Annotated in this window: 15 protein-coding genes; 12 read left to right on the plus strand and 3 right to left on the minus strand. The window is 44.3% G+C overall.

The window, feature by feature from the left end; all coding sequences use genetic code 11:
- The first annotated feature begins 73 nt into the window (after window positions 1-73).
- From ccoN to hemN, 10 genes are all read left to right on the plus strand, one after another.
- A complete protein-coding gene (gene ccoN / locus AAGR14_RS01820; RefSeq protein WP_342646889.1) occupies window positions 74-2,206 on the plus strand; it encodes a cytochrome-c oxidase, cbb3-type subunit I in 2,133 nt (710 codons plus the stop codon).
- A 2-nt stretch (window positions 2,207-2,208) separates the two neighbouring features.
- A complete protein-coding gene (locus AAGR14_RS01825) occupies window positions 2,209-2,397 on the plus strand; it encodes a hypothetical protein (RefSeq protein ID WP_342646890.1) in 189 nt (62 codons plus the stop codon).
- A 29-nt stretch (window positions 2,398-2,426) separates the two neighbouring features.
- A complete protein-coding gene (locus AAGR14_RS01830; RefSeq protein ID WP_342646891.1) occupies window positions 2,427-3,305 on the plus strand; it encodes a cbb3-type cytochrome c oxidase N-terminal domain-containing protein in 879 nt (292 codons plus the stop codon).
- Between the two features lie 37 nt (window positions 3,306-3,342).
- Window positions 3,343-4,722: a cytochrome c oxidase accessory protein CcoG gene (ccoG, locus tag AAGR14_RS01835; RefSeq protein WP_342646892.1), complete on the plus strand. Its 1,380-nt coding sequence runs from the start codon at window positions 3,343-3,345 to the stop codon at window positions 4,720-4,722.
- A 9-nt stretch (window positions 4,723-4,731) separates the two neighbouring features.
- Window positions 4,732-5,154, plus strand: a complete 423-nt coding sequence (locus tag AAGR14_RS01840; RefSeq protein WP_342646893.1) for a FixH family protein — start codon at window positions 4,732-4,734, stop codon at window positions 5,152-5,154.
- On the plus strand, window positions 5,151-5,840 hold the full coding sequence (locus tag AAGR14_RS01845) for a sulfite exporter TauE/SafE family protein (RefSeq protein WP_342646894.1): 690 nt from the start codon (window positions 5,151-5,153) through the stop codon (window positions 5,838-5,840). The genes AAGR14_RS01840 and AAGR14_RS01845 overlap by 4 nt, the downstream gene beginning before the upstream one ends.
- Window positions 5,841-5,963: 123 nt before the next feature.
- On the plus strand, window positions 5,964-7,154 hold the full coding sequence (locus AAGR14_RS01850; protein WP_342646895.1) for a PAS domain-containing sensor histidine kinase: 1,191 nt from the start codon (window positions 5,964-5,966) through the stop codon (window positions 7,152-7,154).
- Window positions 7,151-8,203 carry a response regulator gene (locus tag AAGR14_RS01855; protein ID WP_342646896.1) on the plus strand — a complete coding sequence of 351 codons (1,053 nt, stop codon included), beginning with the start codon at window positions 7,151-7,153 and terminating at the stop codon, window positions 8,201-8,203. The genes AAGR14_RS01850 and AAGR14_RS01855 overlap by 4 nt, the downstream gene beginning before the upstream one ends.
- An 88-nt stretch (window positions 8,204-8,291) precedes the next feature.
- Window positions 8,292-9,311 (plus strand): 2-hydroxyacid dehydrogenase, encoded by a 1,020-nt coding sequence (locus tag AAGR14_RS01860; protein ID WP_342646897.1) that lies wholly within the window; start codon window positions 8,292-8,294, stop codon window positions 9,309-9,311.
- A gap of 33 nt (window positions 9,312-9,344) precedes the next feature.
- Window positions 9,345-10,709, plus strand: coding sequence for an oxygen-independent coproporphyrinogen III oxidase (hemN, locus tag AAGR14_RS01865; RefSeq protein WP_342646898.1), 1,365 nt, complete (start codon window positions 9,345-9,347; stop codon window positions 10,707-10,709).
- Window positions 10,710-10,817: 108 nt separating this feature from the next.
- Here the strand turns inward: hemN and AAGR14_RS01870 are convergent, their stop codons facing one another.
- The 3 genes from AAGR14_RS01870 to AAGR14_RS01880 all read right to left on the minus strand — a co-directional run bounded on the left by AAGR14_RS01870 (window position 10,818) and on the right by AAGR14_RS01880 (window position 18,561).
- Window positions 10,818-12,617 carry a hypothetical protein gene (locus AAGR14_RS01870; protein ID WP_342646899.1) on the minus strand — a complete coding sequence of 600 codons (1,800 nt, stop codon included), beginning with the start codon at window positions 12,615-12,617 and terminating at the stop codon, window positions 10,818-10,820.
- A gap of 73 nt (window positions 12,618-12,690) precedes the next feature.
- Window positions 12,691-13,044, minus strand: coding sequence for a hypothetical protein (locus AAGR14_RS01875; protein WP_342646900.1), 354 nt, complete (start codon window positions 13,042-13,044; stop codon window positions 12,691-12,693).
- 1,347 nt (window positions 13,045-14,391) lie between these two features.
- Window positions 14,392-18,561: a two-component regulator propeller domain-containing protein gene (locus AAGR14_RS01880; RefSeq protein WP_342646901.1), complete on the minus strand. Its 4,170-nt coding sequence runs from the start codon at window positions 18,559-18,561 to the stop codon at window positions 14,392-14,394.
- Window positions 18,562-19,756: 1,195 nt separating this feature from the next.
- Between AAGR14_RS01880 and AAGR14_RS01885 the strand changes: the two genes are divergently transcribed.
- Together AAGR14_RS01885 and AAGR14_RS01890 are read left to right on the plus strand one after the other, a co-directional pair.
- Window positions 19,757-22,936, plus strand: coding sequence for a TonB-dependent receptor (locus tag AAGR14_RS01885; protein WP_342646902.1), 3,180 nt, complete (start codon window positions 19,757-19,759; stop codon window positions 22,934-22,936).
- A 12-nt stretch (window positions 22,937-22,948) separates the two neighbouring features.
- Complete coding sequence (locus tag AAGR14_RS01890; RefSeq protein WP_342646903.1) at window positions 22,949-24,862, plus strand: RagB/SusD family nutrient uptake outer membrane protein; 1,914 nt, start codon at window positions 22,949-22,951, stop codon at window positions 24,860-24,862.
- Window positions 24,863-24,874 lie beyond the last annotated feature (12 nt).

Below are 24,874 nucleotides of genomic sequence, written 5' to 3' on the forward strand. Positions count from 1 at the left end.
AGTCATCATTCTGTCAGCAAAGCCGCTCCGCTACTTTTGCATCATACATATAAAAGTATCAACTAATTCATTTATGCAACCCGAAAAATTTTACTACGATAACAAAATTGTGCGCAACTTCGGGATAGCCACCATTGTCTGGGGTATTATAGGCATGACGGTGGGGTTATTGGTTGCCATACAATTGTACAAGCCAGGTGCTAATATGGGCAACCAGTATACCACCTTTGGCCGCATTAGGCCGCTGCACACCAATGCGGTTATTTTCGCCTTTGTAGGCAACGCTATTTTTATGGGCGTTTATTACTCATTACAGCGCCTGCTTAAAGCCCGCATGTTTAGCGATGTGCTTAGCAAAATACACTTCTGGGGCTGGCAGCTCATTATTGTTTCGGCGGTTATTACACTGCCTTTGGGCTTTACTACCTCACACGAGTATGCCGAACTGGAATGGCCCATCGATATTGCCATTACCTTAATATGGGTGGTGTTTGGTGTAAATATGTTCGGTACCATATTTAAACGCCGCGAGCGGCATTTGTATGTAGCCATCTGGTTTTACATTGCTACGTTTGTAACCATTGCCGTACTGCATATTGTCAACTCGTTCGAGTTACCTATCTCCGGTTTAAAAAGCTATTACCTGTTTGCCGGCGTGCAAGATGCACTGGTGCAATGGTGGTACGGTCATAATGCGGTGGCGTTCTTTTTAACCACGCCTTACCTGGGCATGATGTACTATTTTTTGCCTAAAATGGCTAACCGCCCGGTGTACTCTTATAAACTGAGTATCCTGCACTTTTGGGCATTGATCTTTATTTACATCTGGGCCGGCCCGCACCACTTACTGTATACCACCTTACCCAGCTGGGCTCAGTCTTTAGGCGTAGCGTTCTCTATCATGCTGATTGCACCAAGCTGGGGTGGTATGATTAACGGCCTACTTACCCTACGCGGTGCATGGGATAAAGTGCGCGATGACGTAGTGTTGAAGTTCATGGTGGTTGGTTTAACCGCCTACGGTATGGCCACTTTTGAGGGGCCGCTGCTGTCGCTTAAGCAAGTTAATGCGGTGGGCCACTTCACTGACTGGATTGTAGCGCACGTACACGTGGGCGCCCTGGGTTGGAACGGTTTCTTAACGTTTGCCATTTTGTACTGGCTCATTCCCCGGATTTACAGAACTAATCTGTTCTCTAAAAAGATGGCGGCGTTTCACTTCTGGATCGGTACGCTGGGTATTTTGTTTTATGCCGTGCCAATGTACTGGGCCGGCTTTACCCAAGGCCTGATGCTGAAAGAGTTTACTGCCGAAGGTATGCTGAAGTATCCAAGCTTTTTAGAAACGACGCTGCGAATTTTGCCTATGCACGTAATGCGTTCTGTAGGTGGTGGTTTATATCTGGTGGGTGTCATTGTTATGGCTTATAACCTGGCCAGGACGATGTTGCAAGGCAGTCTGGTCAGCAATGAAGCTGCAGAGGCTCTGCCGTTGGAGCCGGTGTACATCAAACAAAATACCGATATCTGGCACAAGGTAATTGAGCGTAAACCCATCCGCCTGATGGTGCTGTCATTATTGGTGATCCTGATAGGCACCTTCATTGAATTGATGCCCACCATGACCATTTCCTCCAATGTGCCTACCATTGCCAGCGTAAAACCGTATACACCGCTGGAGTTGCAGGGCCGTGATATTTATATCCGCGAAGGTTGTGTGAACTGTCACTCGCAAACCGTGCGTCCGTTCCGATCAGAAACTGAGCGTTATGGCGACTATAGTAAAGCCGGTGAGTTTGTATACGACCATCCGTTTTTGTGGGGCTCTAAGCGTACCGGTCCGGATTTGCAACGCGAAGGGGGTAAGTATGGCAACGCCTGGCATTATAATCACTTGATGGATCCGCGCCTGATGTCGCCGGGCAGTATCATGCCGAATTACGACTGGCTGATCTCGCAGGAGCTGGATACCACCACTACCGCTGCTAAAATTGATGCGATGCGCAAATTAGGTGTGCCCTACGCAGCTGGTTACGCACAAAAAGCGAATGGTGATTTAAACAACCAGGCTCAAGGCATCGCCCAAAATCTGGCTAAAGATCATATCAAAGTAAAACCTAGCAAAGAGATCGTAGCGATTATTGCCTACCTGCAACGTTTGGGTACCGATATCAAAGCCAATAAAACAGCCAATAACAACCATTAAATATGTTTAAGCAGTTTACCGAAAATATATCAGGCAACCAGGTTTACCTGATTACTTCGCTGGCCATCTTCCTGCTGTTTTTCATCGTGGTCACCGTTATGCTCCTTCGCTCACGCAAAGACCATAATGACTATATGAGCGACATGCCACTGAACGATAGTTTTGTTGAATCCGATACTACCTTGTCCTGATGAAACGATTAAAATTAATTCTCTTATGTATGGTTGTTCTTGCCGGGCAACCGGCATTTGCAGCAGACGATACCCTGATACCTGCAGATATCAAAAATTACATAGGCTACAGCGCTATTATGGTGGTGTTGCTGCTGGTACTGTTAGCCATGGTGGTTCTGCTACGGGCGTTTAAAGCACTGACCAAGATGCTGTTGACACCTGAAGAATATGCCGCTATGGAAGCCGAGCGTAAAGGAGCCCAAGTGAAGAGACCAAAAGCTGAAGTTATCAACAAGCTACTATCCCTAAAGCCGCTTTCTGAAGAAAAGTCTATTTTGATAGAGCACGATTTTGATGGGATTCAGGAACTGGATAACCCAACGCCTGCGTGGTTTATGGTGTTGTTTTATTTAACCATCCTATTTGCTGTTGCTTATCTATTGGGTTATCATGTGCTTGGTATAGGCCAGTTACAGGATCAGGAGTACGTCACCGAAATGAAGGTAGCAGCCAAAGAGAAAGAAGCTTACCTGGCTAAAGCGGCCAACCGTGTTGACGAGAATTCGGTTACCCTGTTAACTGACGCGGCTGCGCTGGCTTCGGGGCAGGAGGTGTTCAAAGTCAGTTGTATGCCTTGCCATGGTGACAAGGCGCAGGGGGTGGTGGGCCCTAATCTTACTGATGATTACTGGCTGCATGGCGGCAAGATCAACGACGTGTTTAAAACCATTAAATATGGCGTGACCGCTAAAGGGATGCCTACCTGGGAAAAGCAGTTGTCTCCTAAGCAAATAGCCGACGTGGCCAGCTTTATCAAATCATTGCACGGCACCAACCCACCTGGAGCCAAAGAACCGCAAGGCGAAAAGGAAACCGACGATGCCACCAGCACTGCTGCTAAAACCGCTATGGTGGTCCAAAAATAATATATGACACCCTGAAAATTTAGCTATCTGACCAGCCATGACAATACCTGAAACGAACAAGCCGGATACTGTGAAGACCGAAAAGCGCCAATGGATGTATCCGGTTGTTCGCCAGGGAAAATTGTACCGGTACCGCAGTTGGTTAAGTTATTTTTTCCTTGTTCTTTTTTTTGCCGGTCCGTACCTGCGTATTCATGGTAATCCAGTATTCCTGTTCAATATTATGGAACGGAGGTTTGTGATACTGGGGCAGGTGTTCTGGCCGCAGGATTTCTTTTTGTTCGTGTTGGGCATGCTGGCTTTGGTAGTCGGCATTGTGCTGTTCACCATTGCGTTTGGCCGTATTTTTTGTGGTTGGATATGCCCGCAAACCATCTTTATGGAAATGGTTTTCCGTAAAATTGAAATTTGGATCGAAGGTGACGCAAAGCAACGCCGTAAGCTGGATGAAGGGCCCTGGACCACGGAGAAGAAGTTTAAGAAAAGTAGCAAGCATATCCTTTTCATGCTCCTGTCGTTCATTATTGCCAATACTTTTCTGGCATATATTACCGGCAGTGAAAACTTGTTCAAAATTGTCACCGAACCTGTTGCAGAACATCTGTCAGGCTTTGTCAGCATCTGGATATTTACCGGTGTCTTTTACCTGGTGTACAGCCAGGCGCGCGAGATTGTATGCACTGTCATCTGCCCTTACGGGCGTTTGCAGGGCGTATTTACCGACAGGCATACGCTTATGGTAGCTTATAACTACCTGCGCGGCGAGCCGCGAGGTAAGCGCTCCAGGCAACAAATCGAAGCACCGAAAGGCGATTGTGTGGATTGTGGTTTGTGTGTAGATGTTTGCCCCACAGGAATTGATATTCGTCAAGGGACGCAGTTGGAGTGCATCAACTGTACCGCCTGCATTGATGCCTGCAACCAGGTCATGGAAAAAATAAACCGGGAGATTAACCTGATCGGCTTCTACTCCGAGGAAACGATTACTAAAAAGACTAAGCCCAGGTTTACCGCCCGTATGGCGGGTTATAGTAGTGTAATGTTCTTGTTATTTAGTGTATTGGCTTACTTTGTTTTGCAGCGCAGCGACATCGACCTAACCGTGCTGCGCTCAGCTGGGCTTTTATATCAGGAGCAACCCGGCGGCTACATCAGCAATATTTACAATGCGGATATCATTAACAAAACCAACCGGTCCCAGCACATCAGCCTCGTCGCTGACGATCCAGCTATCAAGATTAAGTACATACAGCCAACGGGCACCTTAGCTAAAGAAGAATCCAATAAAATTACCTTCTTTTTACTGGTGCCAGCCAGTCACATTCACAGCGTAAAGACGGATATCAAATTAAAAGCAGTGCAGGGTAATAAGGTATTAGGCAATGCTACCACCACCTTTATCGGGCCGATTAATTAAATTAAACAGATGAACTGGGGAAAATCACTTGTTGCAGGTATGGCCGCTTTTATGCTCTTTATTACAGGCATGGGCGCTTATATGATGAGCCGGCCGACCGACGACTACGACAAACAATATTATGAAAAAGGCCTGGCCTTTGATAAAGAATACACTCGTGAAAAGCAGGTAGTTACCGATAAGGCGCAACCGCTCATCAGCTTTGCCAGCAAAGAAATGGTCATTAAATTCACGGAGCCTGCCGATGGCGTCTTGAAGTTTAAACGCTCCTCAGACCGAAACATGGATAAAACCTTTACGATTGAATGCCATGCGGATAATGCCCTTCATATACCGCTACAGAAACTGACGGCAGGGCCATGGGTAGTGCATTTCGAGTGGGTAAGCCACCAAAAGGCTTACGCATACGAGCAGGAAGTTTATTTACCATGAGCAGCAACGAAATAGCCTTTTTCATCGGCCTTTTGGGCAGCGTACATTGCTTAGGTATGTGCGGGCCGCTGGCTTTTGCTGTACCAGTCAATGGTGGCGGCCCGTGGCTGCTGGTATGGGATAAGCTGGTTTACAACATGGGCCGTACTATTAGCTATACCTTACTGGGATTATTAACCGGTTTTATTGGCAAACAGCTATGGTTGGCAGGCTTGCAGCAATGGGTAAGTATTTTAAGCGGCATATGTATTATTGCGGCAGCCATCACCAGGCTATTAAAATTATCTATGGCGAAAGGGCAGCTGGCGGCTAAAGTGCTGGCACCGTTTAACCGTTTGCTAGGCTATGCCTTAACCCGCCGTGCAGGCCATTTGGTCATTGGAATGTTGAATGGGTTCTTACCTTGCGGCTTTGTTTATCTGGCACTGGTAGGGGCTGTAAATAACCCTAGTGCATTCAGTGCTGCGCAATACATGTTCTGGTTCGGTACAGGTACTTTGCCCTTAATGCTGGCCGCCACGGTGAGCACCGGCTTTGCCGGGCCGGTTATAAGGCGTAAATTCAATACCATTATTCCTTACTTTATGCTGTGCCTGGGCCTGTGGTTTATCAGCAGGGGCATGCAGTTAAATATTCCCTATTGGAGCCCCGGTCGTCAGGTAGTAGCTGATAGTGTTTGCAAATAGCGTTATCGAGTTTGCTAAAAGGTAAACAAAAAATGCTCATGATCACTTTTTTTAGTAATCTTGACCAGTGCCGGATGGTGTCTGGCACTGGATATTTGTAATTACTAATACGGCTGTTGGTTTATGGAAAATGCTGCCCTGTTAAACGCTATTATTGACAACGCGATAGACGGTATTATCACCATTAATGAGCGTGGCGTCATGGAGTCGATCAACCCGTCGGCCTGTAAGTTATTTGGTTACGAACCTCACGAGGTTATCGGCAGCAATATAGCTATGCTGATGCCGCAGCCCGATCAGAGTCAGCACGATGAGTACATCCGCCGGTACGATCGTACAGGTAAACCCCATATCATTGGTATAGGGCGTGAGGTTCAGGGGTTGCGCAAAGACGGTTCTGTTTTTCCGTTTCGTTTAGGTGTAAGCGAGGTGCAGTACTCGGGCCGTAAAATTTATACCGGTTTTATTCACGACTTAAGTCGCGAAAAGGAGGTCGAGGAACGCCTGAAGGAATACGCGGGGCAACTGGAGCATCAGGTAGCCGAGCGTACCCAATCGCTGAGGGAAACGGTTGCCCAGTTACAGCAAGCTAAGGAAGAGGTAAGTCAGTCGCTCGAAAAGGAAAAGGAACTGAGCCAGCTTAAAAGCCGCTTCGTGTCCATGGCTTCACACGAGTTCCGGACACCGCTAAGTTCTATACAACTTTCCGCTGTGCTCATCGAGAAGTACGCGCAGCAATTCAACAGCCCAAACATCACCAAGCATATCGGCAAAATCAAAAATTCGGTAGGCAACTTAACGGGTATCCTCAATGATTTTCTATCGCTCGAACGTCTGGAGGCAGGAAAGATAGAGCCGTTGTACAGCCGCTTTGATCTGGTTAAGTTTGCAGAGGAAATTACTGAGGAAATGCAGCTGGTAGCCAAGCAAAACCAGCACATCATTTACCAGCATACCGGTACGCTCAGTATGGTCTCGCTTGATCAGTCGCTGCTTAAAAATTGTATTATCAATCTCATCAGCAACGCGATCAAATATTCGGGCGAGAATACGTTTATTGAATTTAATACGGAGATAACGCCAACCCATTTAATGGTCGCCGTAAAAGATAATGGGATCGGCATACCCGAAAGCGATCAGAAACATTTGTTCGAAGCCTTTTTCCGGGCGCATAATACCGGCAATATCCCAGGTACAGGTTTAGGCCTTAACATTGTAACCCGGTATGCCGGACTGATGAACGGTGAAATTAAGTTTGAGAGCAAAGTAAACCAAGGGACCTCCTTCATTATATCTTTTCCCATTGCAGCATGAAAACTAAGATCCTGATTATTGAAGATAATAACGATATCCGCGAAAGCACCGCCGAAATTCTTGAGCTGGCCGGTTACGAAGTAAAAGAAGGCGGCAACGGTAAAATAGGTGTAGAAATAGCACAGCAATACAAACCCGATTTGATATTATGTGATATTATGATGCCCGAACTGGACGGCTACGGCGTGCTTTACCTGCTGAACAAAAACCCGGAAACGGCAACCATTCCTTTTATTTTTTTAACGGCTAAAGCTGAGCGTGTAGATTTTAGAAAAGGGATGGAGATGGGAGCGGATGATTACCTGACCAAGCCTTTTGATGATATAGAACTGCTGAACGCTATTGAAAGCCGGTTGGGTAAAAAGGAAAAACAACAGGCCTTTTACAGCAAAGCTTTACAAGGCATAGAGCAATTGGCCACTGGTTCAGCTCGTGGTATGGCCGAGCTCAAAACCTTGGTTGCCAGCCGTAAAATACGCCAGGTTAAAAAGAAGCAAATACTGTATTATGACGGTGATCAGCCGCAAGGTATTTATCTGGTGCTTGAAGGTGGTATCAAAACCATTAAGCTGGCCGAGGACGGGCGCGAACTGATGACGGGCTTATTCAAAGCAGATGATTATCTGGGTGTAACTGCGGTGTTGCTGGATGAAAATTTTACGGAGACCGCAGAAGCAACGGAAGATGCATCAGTTTGCCTGTTGCCTAAAGACAGTATTTTAAACCTGGTCAACCGCTTTCCTGATGTGGGCAGCCAGTTCATTAAAATCCTGTCTCACAACGTGCGCGAAAAGGAAGAGCAATTGATGGAACTGGCTTATCATTCGGTACGTAAGCGTTTAGCGCAAACGCTGGTCAGGCTCAGCAAGCAATCCGCAGATCCGGCACAATTTAAGGTCTCCCGAGAGGAACTGGCCAGTATGGCGGGTATCGCCACCGAAACGGTGAGCCGCACAATGACCGATTTTAAGGATGAAGGTCTCATCGAAAAAAAAGGTAGTCAAATTCAGATAATAGATCTTAACCGCCTGGCAAGAATGAAAAACTGACGAAGATCACTTTTTGTGCTGACCACTCTCATGGTGCAGGCCTTTAAGCAATGGTATTTTTGTATAGAATTAAAATGCCTTCTGACAAATGAAAGTGGTAGCTTACAGTATAAAGTCATTCGAGAAAGAGTTTTTGGCCAGGGCCAATCAAAAAAAGCATGACATCACGCTTATATCCAATCCATTAAGCCCTGAGACTGCTATCTATGCAGAAGGTAAGGATGCGGTGGTGGTTTTTACCAATGATAATGTATCGGCACCGGTAATTAACCAACTGGCCGATTTAGGTATCAAGTATATTGCTACCCGTTCGGCCGGTACCGATCATATAGACAAGGAGGCGGCCAGCCTGCGTGGCATTAAGTTAGCTAACGTGCCGGTATATTCGCCCCAGGCTATCGCTGAGCATACTGTTGCGCTGGCACTCGCCCTGAACCGGCAAGTGGTAAAGGCCGAAGCGCACAGCCTTCACTTTGATTTTAGGCAGGATGAACTGATAGGTTTTAACTTTTTCGGAAAAACAGTTGGATTGATCGGCTTGGGGTATATTGGACGGGCTACCGCAGCTATCTTTAACGGATTAGGCTGCCGGGTAATTGCTTACGATGCTTTTTTAACCGAAAGCCTTCCCGGCATAGCATTAGTTTCGTTTGATGAAGTGCTGGCCCAGTCAGATATTATATCACTCCATGCACCGCTTACGCCAGATACCCACCACCTCATCAACCAGGCAACCTTAACCAAGATGAAAGACGGCGTAATGCTGTTGAATACCTCTCGCGGTGGCTTATTAAATACGCAAGATGTCGTTGATGCCCTGAACACCGGCAAAGTTGGCTACCTGGGTATTGATGTGTACGAGAACGAAAAGGGTTTGTTTTTTGAAGATCATGAGCATGATCACCTCAAGGATACCCTGCTTGCAGATTTGATGAGCCATCCCAACGTCCTGGTAACTCCGCACCAGGCTTATTTAACGAAAGAAGCCCTGCAACAGATCGCCGATCAAACTATACAAAACCTGGATCAGTGGCAGCAAAATAAATGCGTAGGCAAAGCCTGCGTGTGCGCCCGGAACTGCCGCGCTGCTATACCAGTTTCCTGCTAAGCTTGCCATGTAATACGTTAATTGCTTAAAGTCATGCAACCATCCGAAGCCCTTATAGAAAAATATCATGTGGCAGCCCCACGCTATACCAGTTATCCAACCGTACCTTACTGGGATGCTGATGCTTTTAATGCGCAAAGCTGGAAACAATCGGTAAAACTGTCGTTCGACGAAAGTAATGCCACCGATGGCATCAGTCTCTATGTGCATCTGCCTTATTGCGAAAGCTTGTGTACCTATTGCGGATGCAATACCCGCATAACCAAGAACCATGGGGTAGAAGTGCCTTACATTCAAACCGTGTTAAAAGAGTGGGAACTGAACCAACAGGTGTTTCAAGAGGCGCCTATCATCCGCGAAATTCACCTAGGTGGTGGTACACCTACTTTTTTTAGTCCGGATAATTTAGAAATGCTGATTAACGGCTTGCTTAAAAATGCCGTCGTGCATGCGGATGCAGAGTTTAGCTTTGAGGCACATCCGGGTAACACCACCGAGGCGCATTTGCAAACTTTGTACAACCTGGGCTTTCGGAGATTAAGCTTGGGCATTCAGGATTTTGATCCTAAAGTGCAGTTTATCATCAACCGAATTCAAACTTTTGAGCAGGTAAAAGCAGTAACTGAGCAGACTCGTCAGATAGGCTATACTTCTGTAAACTTTGATTTGATTTACGGATTACCGTTGCAAACGATGGAAGGCTTGGTGGATACCGTACGCATGGTAGCCGAGCTGATGCCCGACCGTATCGCCTTTTACAACTACGCGCACGTGCCGTGGGTTAGACCCGGCCAGCGCCGCTTTACTGAAAATGATTTGCCCGATGCCTATACCAGGCGCAAGCTATACGAAACCGGCCGTCGTTTATTTACTGCGTTGAGCTATAAAGAAATTGGTATGGACCATTTCGCCCTAACTACTGATAGCCTGTACCTAGCGGAGCAAGCCGGCCGGTTGCACCGGAATTTTATGGGCTACACGCACCAGTATACTCAATTAATGGTTGGCTTAGGCGTGTCGTCCATCAGCGATACCTGGTATGGGTTTGCGCAGAATGTAAAGAAGGTTGAGGAGTATGTGAATTTGGTAAACCAAGGTGAGATACCGGTATTTAAAGGCCATGTGCTTACTCATGAAGACTTGATTATCCGCCGTCATATTCTAAATATCATGTGTAAGGGTACAACTTGTTGGAACCTGCACCGCGAATCCAGCATCGCTTTATGCGATGGCTTGGACCGCATGGAAACCTTGGCTGATGATGGCTTGATTGAGCTGAACTCTTGGTGCCTGACTGTTACACCTTTAGGTAAGCGCTTTCTACGTAATATATGCATGGCGCTTGATGCCCGCCTTTGGGCTGATAAGCCGGCTACCCAACTATTCAGCATGGCTTAACCATCATTAAGGAAATGGTTGTTTTTATGTTTTGATCAATATTCCGTTAAAAGCGGGTATAAAAAAAAGCGGTTTTGAACCGCTTTTTTTGCTTTAGGCTTGATGAAACTAGTTGCTTAACAAGCCTCCAGCTATGGCCTGCAGGTGTGCCTCGGCAATGAGTAGCTGCTGGTGCATTTGGTTTAAATACTCCTGTGTTTGGTTATGTATGAGTGGTAGCAGGTTTTTATAATAACTAATGCCGTCTTGTAACTGATTTTTAAACTTAACAAGGTGTTTTTCTTTTTTGTCGCTAAAGCCTTTCAGGTGAGCGCTTGTCTCTTTGCGTAGGTGCTCAATGTACAGGTTTAGCTCGTTGACAAACAGGTTGGGGCGTTGTATGCCCTCGAGCAGGTTAAGCTGTCCATAAATATGTTTTACCATTTCGTCAAGCGTATAAGTTCTGGAAAAAAAAGCCAGATTAGGGCCGGGGCATATGGCTACAGCGGCGTTTTCCCGGGGTTTAAGAATATCATTTTTTATATAGTTGGATGCGCACAAACCCTCGCACAGACATACCTTTTCGGTAATGGTATTAAACTGTTCCTGATATTCATTAGCAGGAAGAGCCCATGTATTCAGTTGCTTTAGTTTATGGTTTTGGTACTCGCGCGATGCGGTGCAAATAGGCTGCTCGGTAAACTCCGTGTTGGTGCATAAATACTTCTTGGTGCAAGGGCTGCCCGGACGACCGTTTTCGATACGCTGCAAGCGCTGTTGTTCTATAGTACTGTTTTTAAAGTTGTTGAACAATACCCCCAGCGGCGAGGCTGCGCTTACAAAGTAATCGTCTTGTGTAGCTCTGGCCAGGTGTTGCAGGGTGTTGTTGTCAACGTTAGTGGTTTCAGGTACCAGTAAAAAAGGGCTTCCCCAGCCAGTGCCGTCCAGCTCGTAATATTTCAGCAAAAAGCTGTCCTCTTGCGCAGTGCCGATGCCGCCCTGCACAGTAATACGATGTGTGAATTTAACTTTGGTATGAATACCCTTCTCTGCCAAAGTGGCGCTGTACATTTGTTGCAGTTCCTGCAGCATGGCATGCCGCTTTTGCTTAAACTCATCTAAAACGAGCCCCAGTAGCAAACCATCGGTTGCAAAGGCATGTCCTCCGCAGTTTAGGCCCGATTCAATCCTGAATTCAGACACCCAGATACCTTTTTTGGCTAAAAACTTGGCCTGAATAAGCGCTGAACGATAATCGCTTACTTTTAGGATTACTTTTTTACGTAACTGTCCGTTCGAATCAGGATAAAAGTCGGTAAACCGCTCGAGGTAACTATATAGCTTAGGATTCATGCCAGCCGACAAAATAATGGACGATTGTAAATTACTTTGTGCAAAGCCCCGCAAAGCGGCCAGTGCATCCGTATTTTCATCACCAGTGTACTGCCCATCGGTATCAAAGTTCATTTTGTCTACCTTCGACATTATATTGACATCAGTAGTTCCCTTTTGCATATATGACCGCAACAGGTTCTGGAAAGCTTTCTTGCTCGGCCCGTCTGGGTAATCCTGCATCAGTTCATATCCCTGCCTTAAGTGCGATGTAGCAGGTAGAAGGTCAAAATAACGTTCCAAATCATTAGGCTGACCAAAAGGCAACTGCTTGAGTTGCTCAAACTGCTCGTCAACCAAATCGTTCAGCAAATTAAGATAAGCAGTGATGCGCCGGGCGCGGCTGTCGGGTGAATTTTTGTAAATAGGAACAAATTCGCGCTGATTTTGCGTTACGTGGTATTCACGCATGCGTTCCAGCAACTCGTCATCAACAATAGAAACTGTAGACGCGATGCCATAGCGGGCTACTTTTAAGGGGGTATCTACTGAAAAACCCAACCCGAGCACCGGGATATGAAAAGTGTGATTTATCATCTTGTTTAAGCGAAATATATGGCAATAAAAAAAGCGGTTATGAAAAACCGCTTTGGATATATAGTTTAAATAATTAGAGAATGGTAACGATAGTCATGAATAAATGGATAGCTATACTTGCGAAAAAGAGTAGCATTACAGTGCGTATACCCGCACCTCCCATATTAGCAATCAGGTTGGTAAAAAAGCAGCCCATAGTTACGGCCAGTACTACAACGTTTGCATTATAATAGTACATCAGCACAGCCGGAAGTGGTAAAAAGACTACGCCGTGTACCATTAAGTTGATAAAGAACCACAGCGTGCGGTTTCCTTTTTGCATATTGGCAAACTGACTGAATTTAGCCCACAGGCTTAAAGGATTGTAAGTGGTTGCTTTTTCTTGTAAGGTCCAGGTTGCAGGTGCTATAGTTTTTAAAGTTGCCATGGGTTTGTATGTTATCTTTGTTTGTTGATACAAAGTTGGCTTAAACCGGACTTCTGCCACATGACGGCTGTCAGTTAAAAAAATGATCTTAGGCATTATTTATGCACCATATTTTTAAAAAAAATGGTTACCGGCTGGTTGTAAGGCGACGCTGAAATTTTCACTTTCTTATTCTTGAAACGTGTATTTACGAATCAGTGCTTTTAATAGCTAATTCATAAAAAATTATCCTAGAGTCTAAAAGATTAATATAGAAGATAATCAGCCCCCAAATAAATTGGTGGTAACTTCTAGCTTATTATTATTGAAATTTGACTTCTCCTCTTAAGGAATGGACGGGGCTTGAACTTCGCGCCAAAATTCGCAATTGAGCAATATCTATAAACTTTTAAAATCGGTGCCCACCAAATGCTCACTAGTTTTATACCAATAAACTGTAATTGACTTATTCAGTTGTAAGCATTTTAATTGAATAATTGCCTCTGCATCAGACGTAGGTATTGAGCATGAATTCATGCTAGAAAATTGCTAAAGAAATTAAGATTGACTTATGTTGTCTTTTTTAAGGCGCAGTATTACGGTAGGTTGAAAGACATCTGAGAAATTGAGATGCCCATCAGTTATATTGCGCCCAAAACGAGGTGGCAGGCAGAAAAAAATGAAAACTAGCCGCCTCGCTTTTATCAATTTCACTATGGTGTTCGCTACTTTGTGTTGAAAAGATAGATAATGGTTAAATACTGTGTACTCTGCCGAGTACTGGTGACCACTGGACTCATGATGTAGATGCTTAAGATGGGGACTAAGTAAAATTTATTCGCTTTCTATGGACGAAACGATCATCCGCAACATAAATTAATTTTTCAATACAGCTTAAATTGCAGCGGATGTTTGGAAGCTTGGGCCTGCTTATAAACTTGATACACTTTGACAGATCATCCGGGCTATTAAGACTACAAACGGTTTCCAAATGATTTTTATGCTGATGCCGGTCTATAAATTCTTTATATTGATAATTCGAACTTAAAAAGGTATAATTTTTTTATAGCGAGCATCTAAAGAATTTGCTTAACGGCTAACTCGACGTTTGGAGATTTGCGAATAGGCAAACAGCGACTAATCAGTTGACCTTATATTCAATCGATTTTTTTTACATACAAGCTGTACAATAAACCAAATCTTTAGGACTGGAGAGTTAGCGATTTTTAGTTATTTTGTACTGTTTTTGACTATTTCAAGTGCCTTAATTCGATTTTTTATCAACTGCTTAGTTGAGGAAAAATAGCCGTATTTTGAATAAATATGTCTTTACAATAGCTGCCCGCCAAAAGAGATTAAAATGTGAAATTAATCTGAAAGGTTATTCTGAGGATCCAGTTGTTTTATTCTTTGCCGTTTGAGCTGTATGTATTCAGACGGCGACATGTTGAACTTTTCTTTAAAAGCTTTTGCAAAATAATTGGGCGTTGAGTATCCAACTTGGTATGCAATCTGTGCTACTTTCATACCGCTTTTTTCCATGAGCTGCACGGCCTTATCCAACTTCACTGAGTTAATGAATTTTACCGGCACAAGCCCCGTAATTTCTAATATTTTGTTATAAAGTGACCCCCGGCTCATGTGAAATTCCCGGCTTATGGCATCAACTGATAGCTGAGGGTCTGTCAGGTTTTTTTCGATATATAATACGACGGCTTTTAAAAACTTTTCATCTTCCGACTCAATTTCCATCTCATCAAGAGTTACTTTCAAAAGTCGTGAATAGCTGGCTTTCAATTTTTCATTGAGGGCAAGCAAATTCCGGATTTTTACCTGCAATATCGCGAAGCTGAACGGTTTAGTTATAAAATCGTTGGCTTCGGAATCCAGAGCCATTAACTGGTCTGTTTCCTGATGGGAGGCGGTAAGTACAATTAATGGGATATGCAGCGTTCTTTTATCTTTCTTAAGCTTTTTGCTAAGGGCCATACCATCCATAATGGGCATATTTACATCAGAAAGAATCAGGTCGGGATGCAGTGATAACGCCAGCTGCCAGCCTTGATGACCGTCGACTGCTTCGGCAATCCGGTAAGTTTCCTTCAGGTTTTCCCTTAAATAAAAACGAAAGTCGGCCTCATCATCTATAATCAGCACTAACGGTTTTCCGTTTTGTGATGCTATCGCCTCGGTTGGTTCGGCATCCGGTTGTAGTTCCACAATGTCGCTCAGCTCAACCGGCGAATGATTGGATGCCACACTTAGCGGTATATCAAAGTGAAAAGTACTGCCTAGACCGGGACTGCTCTCAACATTAATATTTCCGCCGTGCAAACGAACAAATTCTCTTGCAATCGAAAGACCAATGCCTGATCCCTGATTAGCAACTACTTTATGATTGTCTGTTTGGTAGAATCTGTCAAAAACGTGTGGTAAATCTGCTGCCGGGATTCCAACGCCTGTGTCGCTTACCTGGCAAGTTAAGAGTAATGTGTTTTCGGATATGTTGGCCAGTTTAATTTGTACAGTAACCTGCCCGCCTTGATCTGTAAATTTAAAAGCGTTGGATAATAGGTTAAAAAGAATACGTTCCAGCTTATTCACATCCATTAAGGTGGTCAATGTCTCCTGCGGCAAAATTATTTTGTAGTCAACCCCCTTCCTCTGTGCCATGTCAACAAACGAATTTGTTGTATCCTGCAAAAATGCCAGTACATCCTCTGCACTTAGGTTGAGCGTCAGTTCGCCTTGTTCCATTTTTCTAAAGTCCAGAAGCTGATTAACCAGGTTTAACAGGCGGCGGCCGTTTCTTTTAACCAGTTCCAGTTGCGGACGAATTTTTACAGGCGTTTCATCTGCCAGCAAGTTTTCTACAGGACCCATAATCAGTGAAATCGGGGTTCTAAACTCGTGACTCAGGTTGGTTAAAAACTTGATCTTCATTTGGTCAAGCCTGTGCGCATGTTCGGCGGCCGAACGCTCTGCCTGTATCATTTGCCTGGCTTGCTGCCGCTCTTGCTCTAACAAAAAATGGGCCTTCAGTTTGCGTATTTCCAGCTTGCGAATAAAGAATATGGCACTTACCGCAACACCTATATATAAAAGAAGTGCTAAGGGGGTTAACCATAGCGGTGGCGAAATGATAACCGTTATACTTCTTTCTTTTCCAGTCGAAACACCGTCATTTGTAATTGCCCGTACATGGAATTCGTATTTCCCCGGGCTAAGGTTGGTATACGAGGCCTGATGGTTTTTGCCTGCACGTATCCATTCCCTATCAAATCCATCTAATTTGTACTCATACTGGTTTTGGGAGGGATTGGTATAGTTAAGTGCAACAAACTCTATGGCAAAATTTTGTTTATACTTTAATTCAATTTTCCGGGCAGATAATATCGATTCGGTAATTGGGCCATCTTCTTCAGGGACAGCTTTTTTGTTGTCAACGTATAGATTAATCAGCGCTATACCGGGTTTACGCAGATTTTTTCTGATGTCTGAAGGGGAGAAATAATTAATCCCGTTTTGACCGCCGAAATAAATATCTCCGTTTGATAGGGCAATACCAGCGCCTAGCACAAAAGGACTGTTCTGCAGGCCATTTTGCGAATTGTAATTGGTAATGGTGAATGTTTGCCGGTCAAGCCTGCTGAGGCCTTTATTGGTGCTTGCCCAAATGTTTCCCTCGTTATCTTCAACTAACTTATAAACAATATCGTTTGGCAATCCATCCTTTTCTGAAAACGTACGGAACATTGCTGTTTTGGGATTAAACAGGCTGATGCCGCCTCCGTTGGTTCCAATCCAAAGCTGCCCGGCTTTGTCTTTAAGTATGGTGAGTACATAGTTGTTAGGCAAACCACTGTTGCCCTTTTTGTAAGCCCGAAACAGGCCGGTAGATGGATCGTAAACTGATATGCCGGCGCCAAACGTACCAACCCATATTTTGCCTGAGTCATCTTCCTCAATGGTTCTGATAACGTTATTAGACGGATAATGAGCATCCTCTGTATTGCCTGTTGGATTTACAAAGTAGCGGATGTTCTGCTGCTTTTTGTCGAGCAAATTGATGCCGCCACCGTCTGTACCTATCCAAAGGTTGCCGTTGCGGTCTACTTTAGTACAAATGATGTTGTTACTGTTCAGCGCCGTTGGCCCCGTCTCTTTTACAAACTGCCTGTAACTCCTATTTTGAGGATTATATGCGAACAGTCCATCAAAATAGGTGGAAATCCATAACGTGTTAGGTGCTGCCATTTCCAAACCCATAATAGCAAGTTTGGGGCGAATGTTAGTTTTTGAGGGAACAATATTTACATGGTCGAACAATCCAGATTTTGTGCGAAATAAATTCAGACCGCCTCCATCCGTACCAATAAATACATTATTGTCAGCGGCCTCTGCAAATGAAGTAACAACCGCAGCACTCAGCCCCTGGTTATCAAAGGCATTTCGTTGTTTATGATTAAAATGCGTAAAGTTTTGATCAAATTTATTTAATCCGCCCTGGTAAGTACCCAGCCAGCATATATCATGGTTATCAAAATATACAGATCGAATGGATTGACTGTTTATTCCGCCGTTATTACGTTCGTCAGGGTGATAAACTGTAAATACTTGCTTGCTGATGTCAAGTACATTTAGTCCGCCATCTGTGCCAATCCATAACTGATTATGATTATCAACCTTTAATGCACGTATATGATTATCACTCAGCCCGCCTCCCGGTGTATTAGATTTGTGGTAGTTTTTAACAACCTTTAAATCAGGGCTAAGCATGCTCAGTCCGTCAATAGTACCCACCCAAATATTGCCTGCATGGTCTTGGGTTATTCTGAGCACATGGTTGCTTACCAGTGAATTATTGTCTTTATCAGCATGTGCAAAGCGAGTGATTTTGTGGCTTACCGGGTCAAGCAACAAAAGCCCATTCAGCGTAGCTATCCATATCCTGCACTGGCGGTCTGTAAAAATACTCAGCATCGCTTCAGAATGCCTCAGCCCCGTTAGTTTTATATGTTTTACCAGTCGCGTTCGGGGCTGTAGCTGGTAAAGCCCATTAAAAGATGTAATCCAGATATTACCGCTACGGTCTTCTGCCATGCCGGTAATGGCCTCACTTATCCATTCATTATCAATTGTATACTTAAAATTCAGGAAAGCATCTTTTTTGCGGTTATAAAGGCTTAAGCCGCCGCCATTGGTACCAACCCATAATTGGCCCAACCGATCTTCATATATATTGCTTACAGAGTTGTTTTTTAAACTGGTACTGTCATTGTCTTTATTGCGGTAAACGGTAAAGTTTACTCCATCAAAGCGGTTAAGCCCATCATCTGTGGCTATCCACACAAATCCGTATTTGTCTTTAATAACATCAAAAATGGTGTTGGATGACAATCCGTCGTTCACAGTGTATTTGTCAAAGTTGGCTTTGACTGATTGAGCGCTTGCAGTAACGGCAAAAAACAAAACCCTTAACAGCAAAATACTTGCTTTTTTAAGGTTACTAGTCTGCTCTTGTAATTTAGGGGTCATCCTCGTAAAACTTACTCTAATCAATAATTAGTCGAAAATTCCGGTTCGACACGGTAATATCCGATAACTATAAGACCCTTTTTAAGCTTACTGTGTAAACTTGACAACAGAGTTTTATATCCTGTAAACTTTAGCTAAATAGTTTACAGTGCACGTGCAAATAGCAAGTGTGCAGTTATTTTTCGGACTATAATTGGTATTCCTTATAGATTTAAGGTTGCGTTAAAATTAACAAATGTCTTAATATTTGCCAAATAATTTAATTTATATATCGAATAACCTCTAATAACTGGATGAACTTAGCAGTATATTAAAATATTCAGATGCGCTTTACGCAAACAAATTTTCCAGTTTAAATCGCAATCGTCATGCTTTTTGGCTAATGGGTTAGCAGCTACAAAAATAAAAGGTGAGTGATTTTTTTAACTCTGATTTTGAGATTTTAAGTGATGTTTTGCCTTGCTGTTTTTTAATAACTGAAAGCGATTCCAGGCCACCATTATTATAAGCCTTCGTGAATATAAAAGGTGTTTTTTTGGACAAAAAAGCGATTTGGAATTAATTATCGCGGACATTTTTACCCGCTTTTTCAACATATCAGCATTATTCTGCTCTATCCGCGAGGTAGCTTTGGTTAAGGAAATCAATAAGGATCAGCAGTATCTGAAGTCAATGCAATCGATTGCTTTAATCTTATACTGTGATGTTTATTTGAGCGTCCTGACCAGCGCCTTTTCCTTCAAGGCGAACAAACCAATTGTATACACTTAATATGTAACCTTAATTATTAGTATGGATTAAAACTTTATTTACCCATTATGCTGTATAGGCTGGCAGGGCTGCATCACACGATGCACAAGTCGGCTTATCAAAGGGCTTCGTGCCATATACCAATTAACCAAGAATTTAATTTCATAAAAATTGATGCGTCTCCCGGGCTGGCAAGGCGGTCGCTCTTGCTATGTATATGTCCGCGCTTTTGCGATGAGATTTGCTGCCTGCGCGCAGGAGCGCTCAATAGATTCATGATTAGTAAATTTTATAAACCCACTAAATGATCAATATGAAGACACTTGTACCAATTCCCCTTTTACGGGAAAGTATGAAGCAATTAAATTATTTAAGAAAAACGGATTTCAGGCCAGTTACATCGTTTGTATGCGGTGAAATTCAAATACCCTAAACCAAATTAATAATGAAAGTACATTGTAAAGTGGAAGGCGGCAAAGGGCGAAATCATCGTTATAGCCATCCTGCCAAAATATTTTATCTTACTGTATTGCTGCTTTTAGCCTTTTTAGAGGCATCTGTAGCTCAACAAAAGCGTACAGTAAAGGGGCAGGTATTCGATCAGCAAAAAAACACCATCATTGGTGCAGTTATACGTGTAAAGGGTACTAACACAAGTCTTCAAACCAATAGTAAAGGCGAATTTTCGGTTTCCGTAAGTGGTGCCAATCCTGTATTGGTTGTCAGCTATGTGGGTATGACTACACAGGAAGTGAGCGTTGGCGATAAAGACTTTATCAACGTAAGCTTAAAAGAAAACGTCTCGCAGTTAGGAGAGGTTGTGGTGACCGTAGCTTACGGCCAACAAAAGAAACAAAGCGTAGTAGGGTCAATAGTGCAAACAGACAGCAAAACCCTCGAACGCACGGGTGGTGTATCCAGCTTGGGAGCTGCTTTAACAGGTAACTTGCCGGGTGTGGTAACCACTTCAAGCACAGGTATACCTGGCGGCGAAGACCCTCAGATTTTAATACGTGCCCGCAGTACCTGGAACAATTCAAGTCCGCTTATTTTGGTGGATGGCGTTGAGCGTTCTATCAACAACGTTGATATTGCCTCTGTAGCATCGGTATCCGTTTTGAAAGATGCATCGGCCACGGCGGTTTTCGGCGTGCGCGGAGCTAACGGCGTTATCCTGATTACCACCAAACGCGGTAGAGAGGGAAAAGCTGAGATTCGTGCATCGGCAAATACAGTAATCAAGGCACCTTCGAAATTACCGGGACGACTGGACTCATACGACATGTTCCAGTTACGCAACAGAGCCATTGAAAACGAATTGGCTTTAAGGCCTGCTGCCTGGAACGACATCATGCCGCAGGATATTATTAATAAATACAGGTTTCCGGCAAATGACGCCGAGCGTGAGCGTTACCCGAACGTTGACTGGGTAGAAACTTTATTTAAAAACAACGCTTTATCTTACAATGCCAACCTCAACATTGCCGGGGGTACCAAATTTGTAAAATATTTTACAAGCGCTGACTATCAAAAAGAAGGAGACCTTTTTAAGACCTTCGACAGCAACAGGGGATACACGGCCGGTTACGGATTTAACCGTTTGAATATCCGTAGCAACCTGGATTTTCAGATTACGCCAACCACCGTATTTACTACTAATATCTACGGTTCAAGGGGCGTACGTCAAAGACCTTGGATTAACATTAATGAGTATAACACTTGGGGAGCCGCGTACTACACTGCACCCAACTTGTTTTTGCCTCAATACTCAGATGGTAGCTGGGGCTATTATGCACCCAACTCCGGTCAGGGCACCAACTCAGCAATGCTTTTAGCTACAAGCGGCTCGGAGATAATCACCACATCACGGATTACGACAGACTTTATACTTGAGCAAAGTCTGGGCATGTTTGTTAAAGGTTTAAGCATACGTGGTAACTTATCTATTGATAACACTTTTGTTGAGAACGGCCGAGGAATAAATGATGTCAACAATCCGACTCGGCAAAAATATATCGACCCACAAACGGGTAACGTGACTTACACGCCGGATAAGGATGCAAATACCCAATTCAGCTTTAAAGAAAGCGACCGCTGGGCAGCTGCCGGTGGTGTAGTTGACAATGGGTCAACATTCCGTCGTATGTTTTCGCAGGTACGGTTAAATTATGCCACAAAAATTGGTGAACAGCATAATATTACAGCATTAGGTTTGTGGAATAGAGACCAGATTGCAAGTGGAAGCGTCATTCCTTCATACCGCGAAGAATGGGTGTTTAGAACCACTTACGGTTTTAAAAACAAATACAACTTCGAGTATAACGGTGCCTACAACGGGTCTGAAAAATTTGGCCCCGATTACCGGTTTGCTTTCTTTTCATCAGCCGGTGCAAACTGGATGATTTCTGAAGAGAAATTTATGAAATCGTTGAGGTTTGTCGACTTGCTTAAACTGCGCGGAACTTACGGAACCGTTGGTGATGACAGCGGCTCGCCGCGTTTTGCTTATCTTTCTGAATGGGCCTTCGGGGGCAGAACCAGGCTCGGAACATCCGGTATACCTGCCGAACAGAGTATTTATAATTGGTACCGCCAAACAAGTGTAGGTAACCCGAACGTGCGTTGGGAAAAAGTACGGAAAGCCAACATCGGTGTAGATTTTGCATTTTTCAACAATGTGCTTTCCGGTAGCGTAGATGTTTTTCAAGACAGGAGGACGGATATCTTAAGCTCGGGCGGCAACAGAGCGATTCCTTCTTATTATGGTGCAAACGCACCTACCGCAAATAAAGGTAGAGTAGATGCAAGCGGTTATGAGTTTGATTTGAGATTCAGCAAAAACTTATCGCGCAACATCCGTTTGTGGTCCAATGTAAATTTTACCCATGCCGAAAACAAGGTTATTATTGCTGACATTCCGCAACTGTTACCTGATTATCAGAAAACAGAAGGTAAACAGATTTTTCAGAACTATTCTTATGTAAGTTCCGGTCGCTATAACAACTGGGATGAGCTGTACGCTGGTACTCCACATGCCGAAAACGATAACCAGAAATTACCGGGCAACGCGTACATAATTGATTACAACGGCGACGGCGTAATAAACGCCAGTGATAACATCCCGTACGGGCATACCGGCAATCCGCAAAATACTTACAGCGCTACGCTCGGGCTCGACTGGAAAAACTTCAGCGCATTTGTCCAGTTCTATGGCGTTAATAACGTAACCAGGCAAGTGGTGCTTACCACATTCGGCGGACAAAATACCCTGGCGTTCAATCAGGGCAGCATCTGGTCAAAAGATAATCCCGACGCCGATGTTCCGATGCCGCGCTGGGCATCCACACCAAGCGGTTATCAAGACGGAACCCGCTACTTCTACGATGCTTCCTACGTCAGGTTAAAAAACGCAGAGATTGCTTACACCTTTAACCAACCTTGGGTAAAAAAGATTGGCATGTCAACGCTTCGTGTATTTGTTAACGGTAACAACTTAGCCGTATGGAGCAAAATGCCTGATGACCGCGAAGCTAATTACCAGAGCGCTGGCGGACAGGGATGGGCGTCTCAGGGTGCATACCCAACTGTTAAACGCTACAACTTTGGTGCAAATATCACTTTCTAAAAGAAGTTTGTTATGAAAAGAAATATAAGAACACTCGTGTCGGTAGCACTTCTTTCGTGCATAACCGGAAACATTTCGTGTAAAAAATACCTGGACAGAAGTCCGGAATCTGTAGTGTCGGCAGAAGTTGCCTTTAAAGACTTTACCAATTTTCAGGGCTTCACCGAAGAACTGTACAATTGCATACCCGATTTTACCAACCGTTACTGGACAAACAGCTGGAACTGGGGCGACGACGAAATACAGTCATCAGCTTTAAACTTCCATATCGTTAACAAAATAGATAACGGCGATTTCTGGGGCTGGCAGAGGGAGTTTGATGGTTGGGGAGCCGGTTGGATGGATGCACCCAGTGCCAGTACCAATGATGACCGTTTTTCGAAAGGTTTGTGGCCGCTTGCCTGGTACGGTATACGCAAAGCCAACCTCGGCCTGGAAAACATGAATCTGATGGTTAATGCAACTGACGAGGAGCGCAACCTCATCAAAGGTCAGTTACTATTCTTCAGAGGCTGGTTCCATTTCCAACTGATGCAATATTTTGGTGGTCTACCATATATTACTAAAGTGTTGCCTGCAGATCAGGATTTGCGCGAACCACGTCTTAAATATCAGGAGTGTGCCGCTTTAGCCGCAAAAGATTTTAGAGAAGCTGCCGATTTACTTCCTTTAAATTGGGACAGAACAGCACGTGGCGGACAAACACCCGGAAAAAACGAGTTACGGATTGATAAGGCCATGGCATTAGGTTACCTGGGTAAAAACTACCTATGGGCAGCCAGTCCACTCATGAACATGGTATCAACCGGTAACCGTAGTTACGATGTTGAGCTCTGTAAAAAAGCATCAGCGGCATTTGCCGAATTACTGAACTTGAGCGAAAGCGGCCAGATACCTTATAAGTTGGTATCGTTCGACAGGTATTACACCAACTTTTATACGTTTGGCCAAAACTGGCAGTTGCCGGGAGGTAACAATGCTGATGGTGTAAGCAGGGAAGCTATATTTAGAGGGCCTTACTGGGATGCACACGGTTCTACCTATGGTACAGCCAAGCAATATACCCCTGGTCCAGTCATTGAAGAAGGGAACGTAGTATTTACACCTACCGCTAATTATGTAAATAACTACGGTATGAAAAACGGTCTGCCTATTAAAGACATGACCAAGGCCGATGCCGAATCTGGCTACGACCCGCAGTTTCCGTGGAAAAACCGCGACCCGCGCTTTTACAACGACATTGTTTTTGATGGTATAAAAATGGTAAAAGGCTCTATTCCTTCAAACATCGCAGAATCAAATCGCTATGCGAATTTATTCACCGGCGGCAGTTCGCGCGATGAGCGTGTAGGTAGCCGTACAGGCTTTTTGATGTTCAAGTTTACGCCTATCACATCAAACAGGTTTGACCAGGGCTATGCCTATGGCCAAAACCTGAATATACGTGTGCCCTACATGCGGTTGGCTGATATATACCTGATGTATGCCGAAGCCAGCACTGCCGGTTATGGCTCTGCGTTGGGGAAAGACCCATCTTTTTCAAAAACAGCTTTAGATGCGATCAATGTGCTGCGCGACCGTGCAGGCGTAGGGCGTGTTGCAGCCAAATTTCAAGGCTCGGCAGATGAGTTTATGAAAGAGGTAAAGCGCGAACGTGCTGTAGAACTTGCATTTGAAGGACACCGTTTTACCGATCAGCGCAGATGGATGCAGTTTATCGAAGCACCTTACAATTTGAAAACGGCTATAGAGTTTGACAGGGGAGCAACACTGAACCCAACAGCAGACCCTAAAGAAAACCGGGTAGTTAATTTGAGGGAGCGCACCATCGTTACGCGGCCATTTACCGAGAAGCATTACTGGTTTCCGTTAAAAAGAGCCGATGTAAATATGTATCCCGAATTTAAGCAGAACCCAGGTTGGTAAGCTCCTTTATCT

The organism is Mucilaginibacter sp. CSA2-8R, from assembly GCF_038806765.1.
In the GTDB taxonomy this organism is placed as follows: Bacteria; Bacteroidota; Bacteroidia; order Sphingobacteriales; family Sphingobacteriaceae; genus Mucilaginibacter.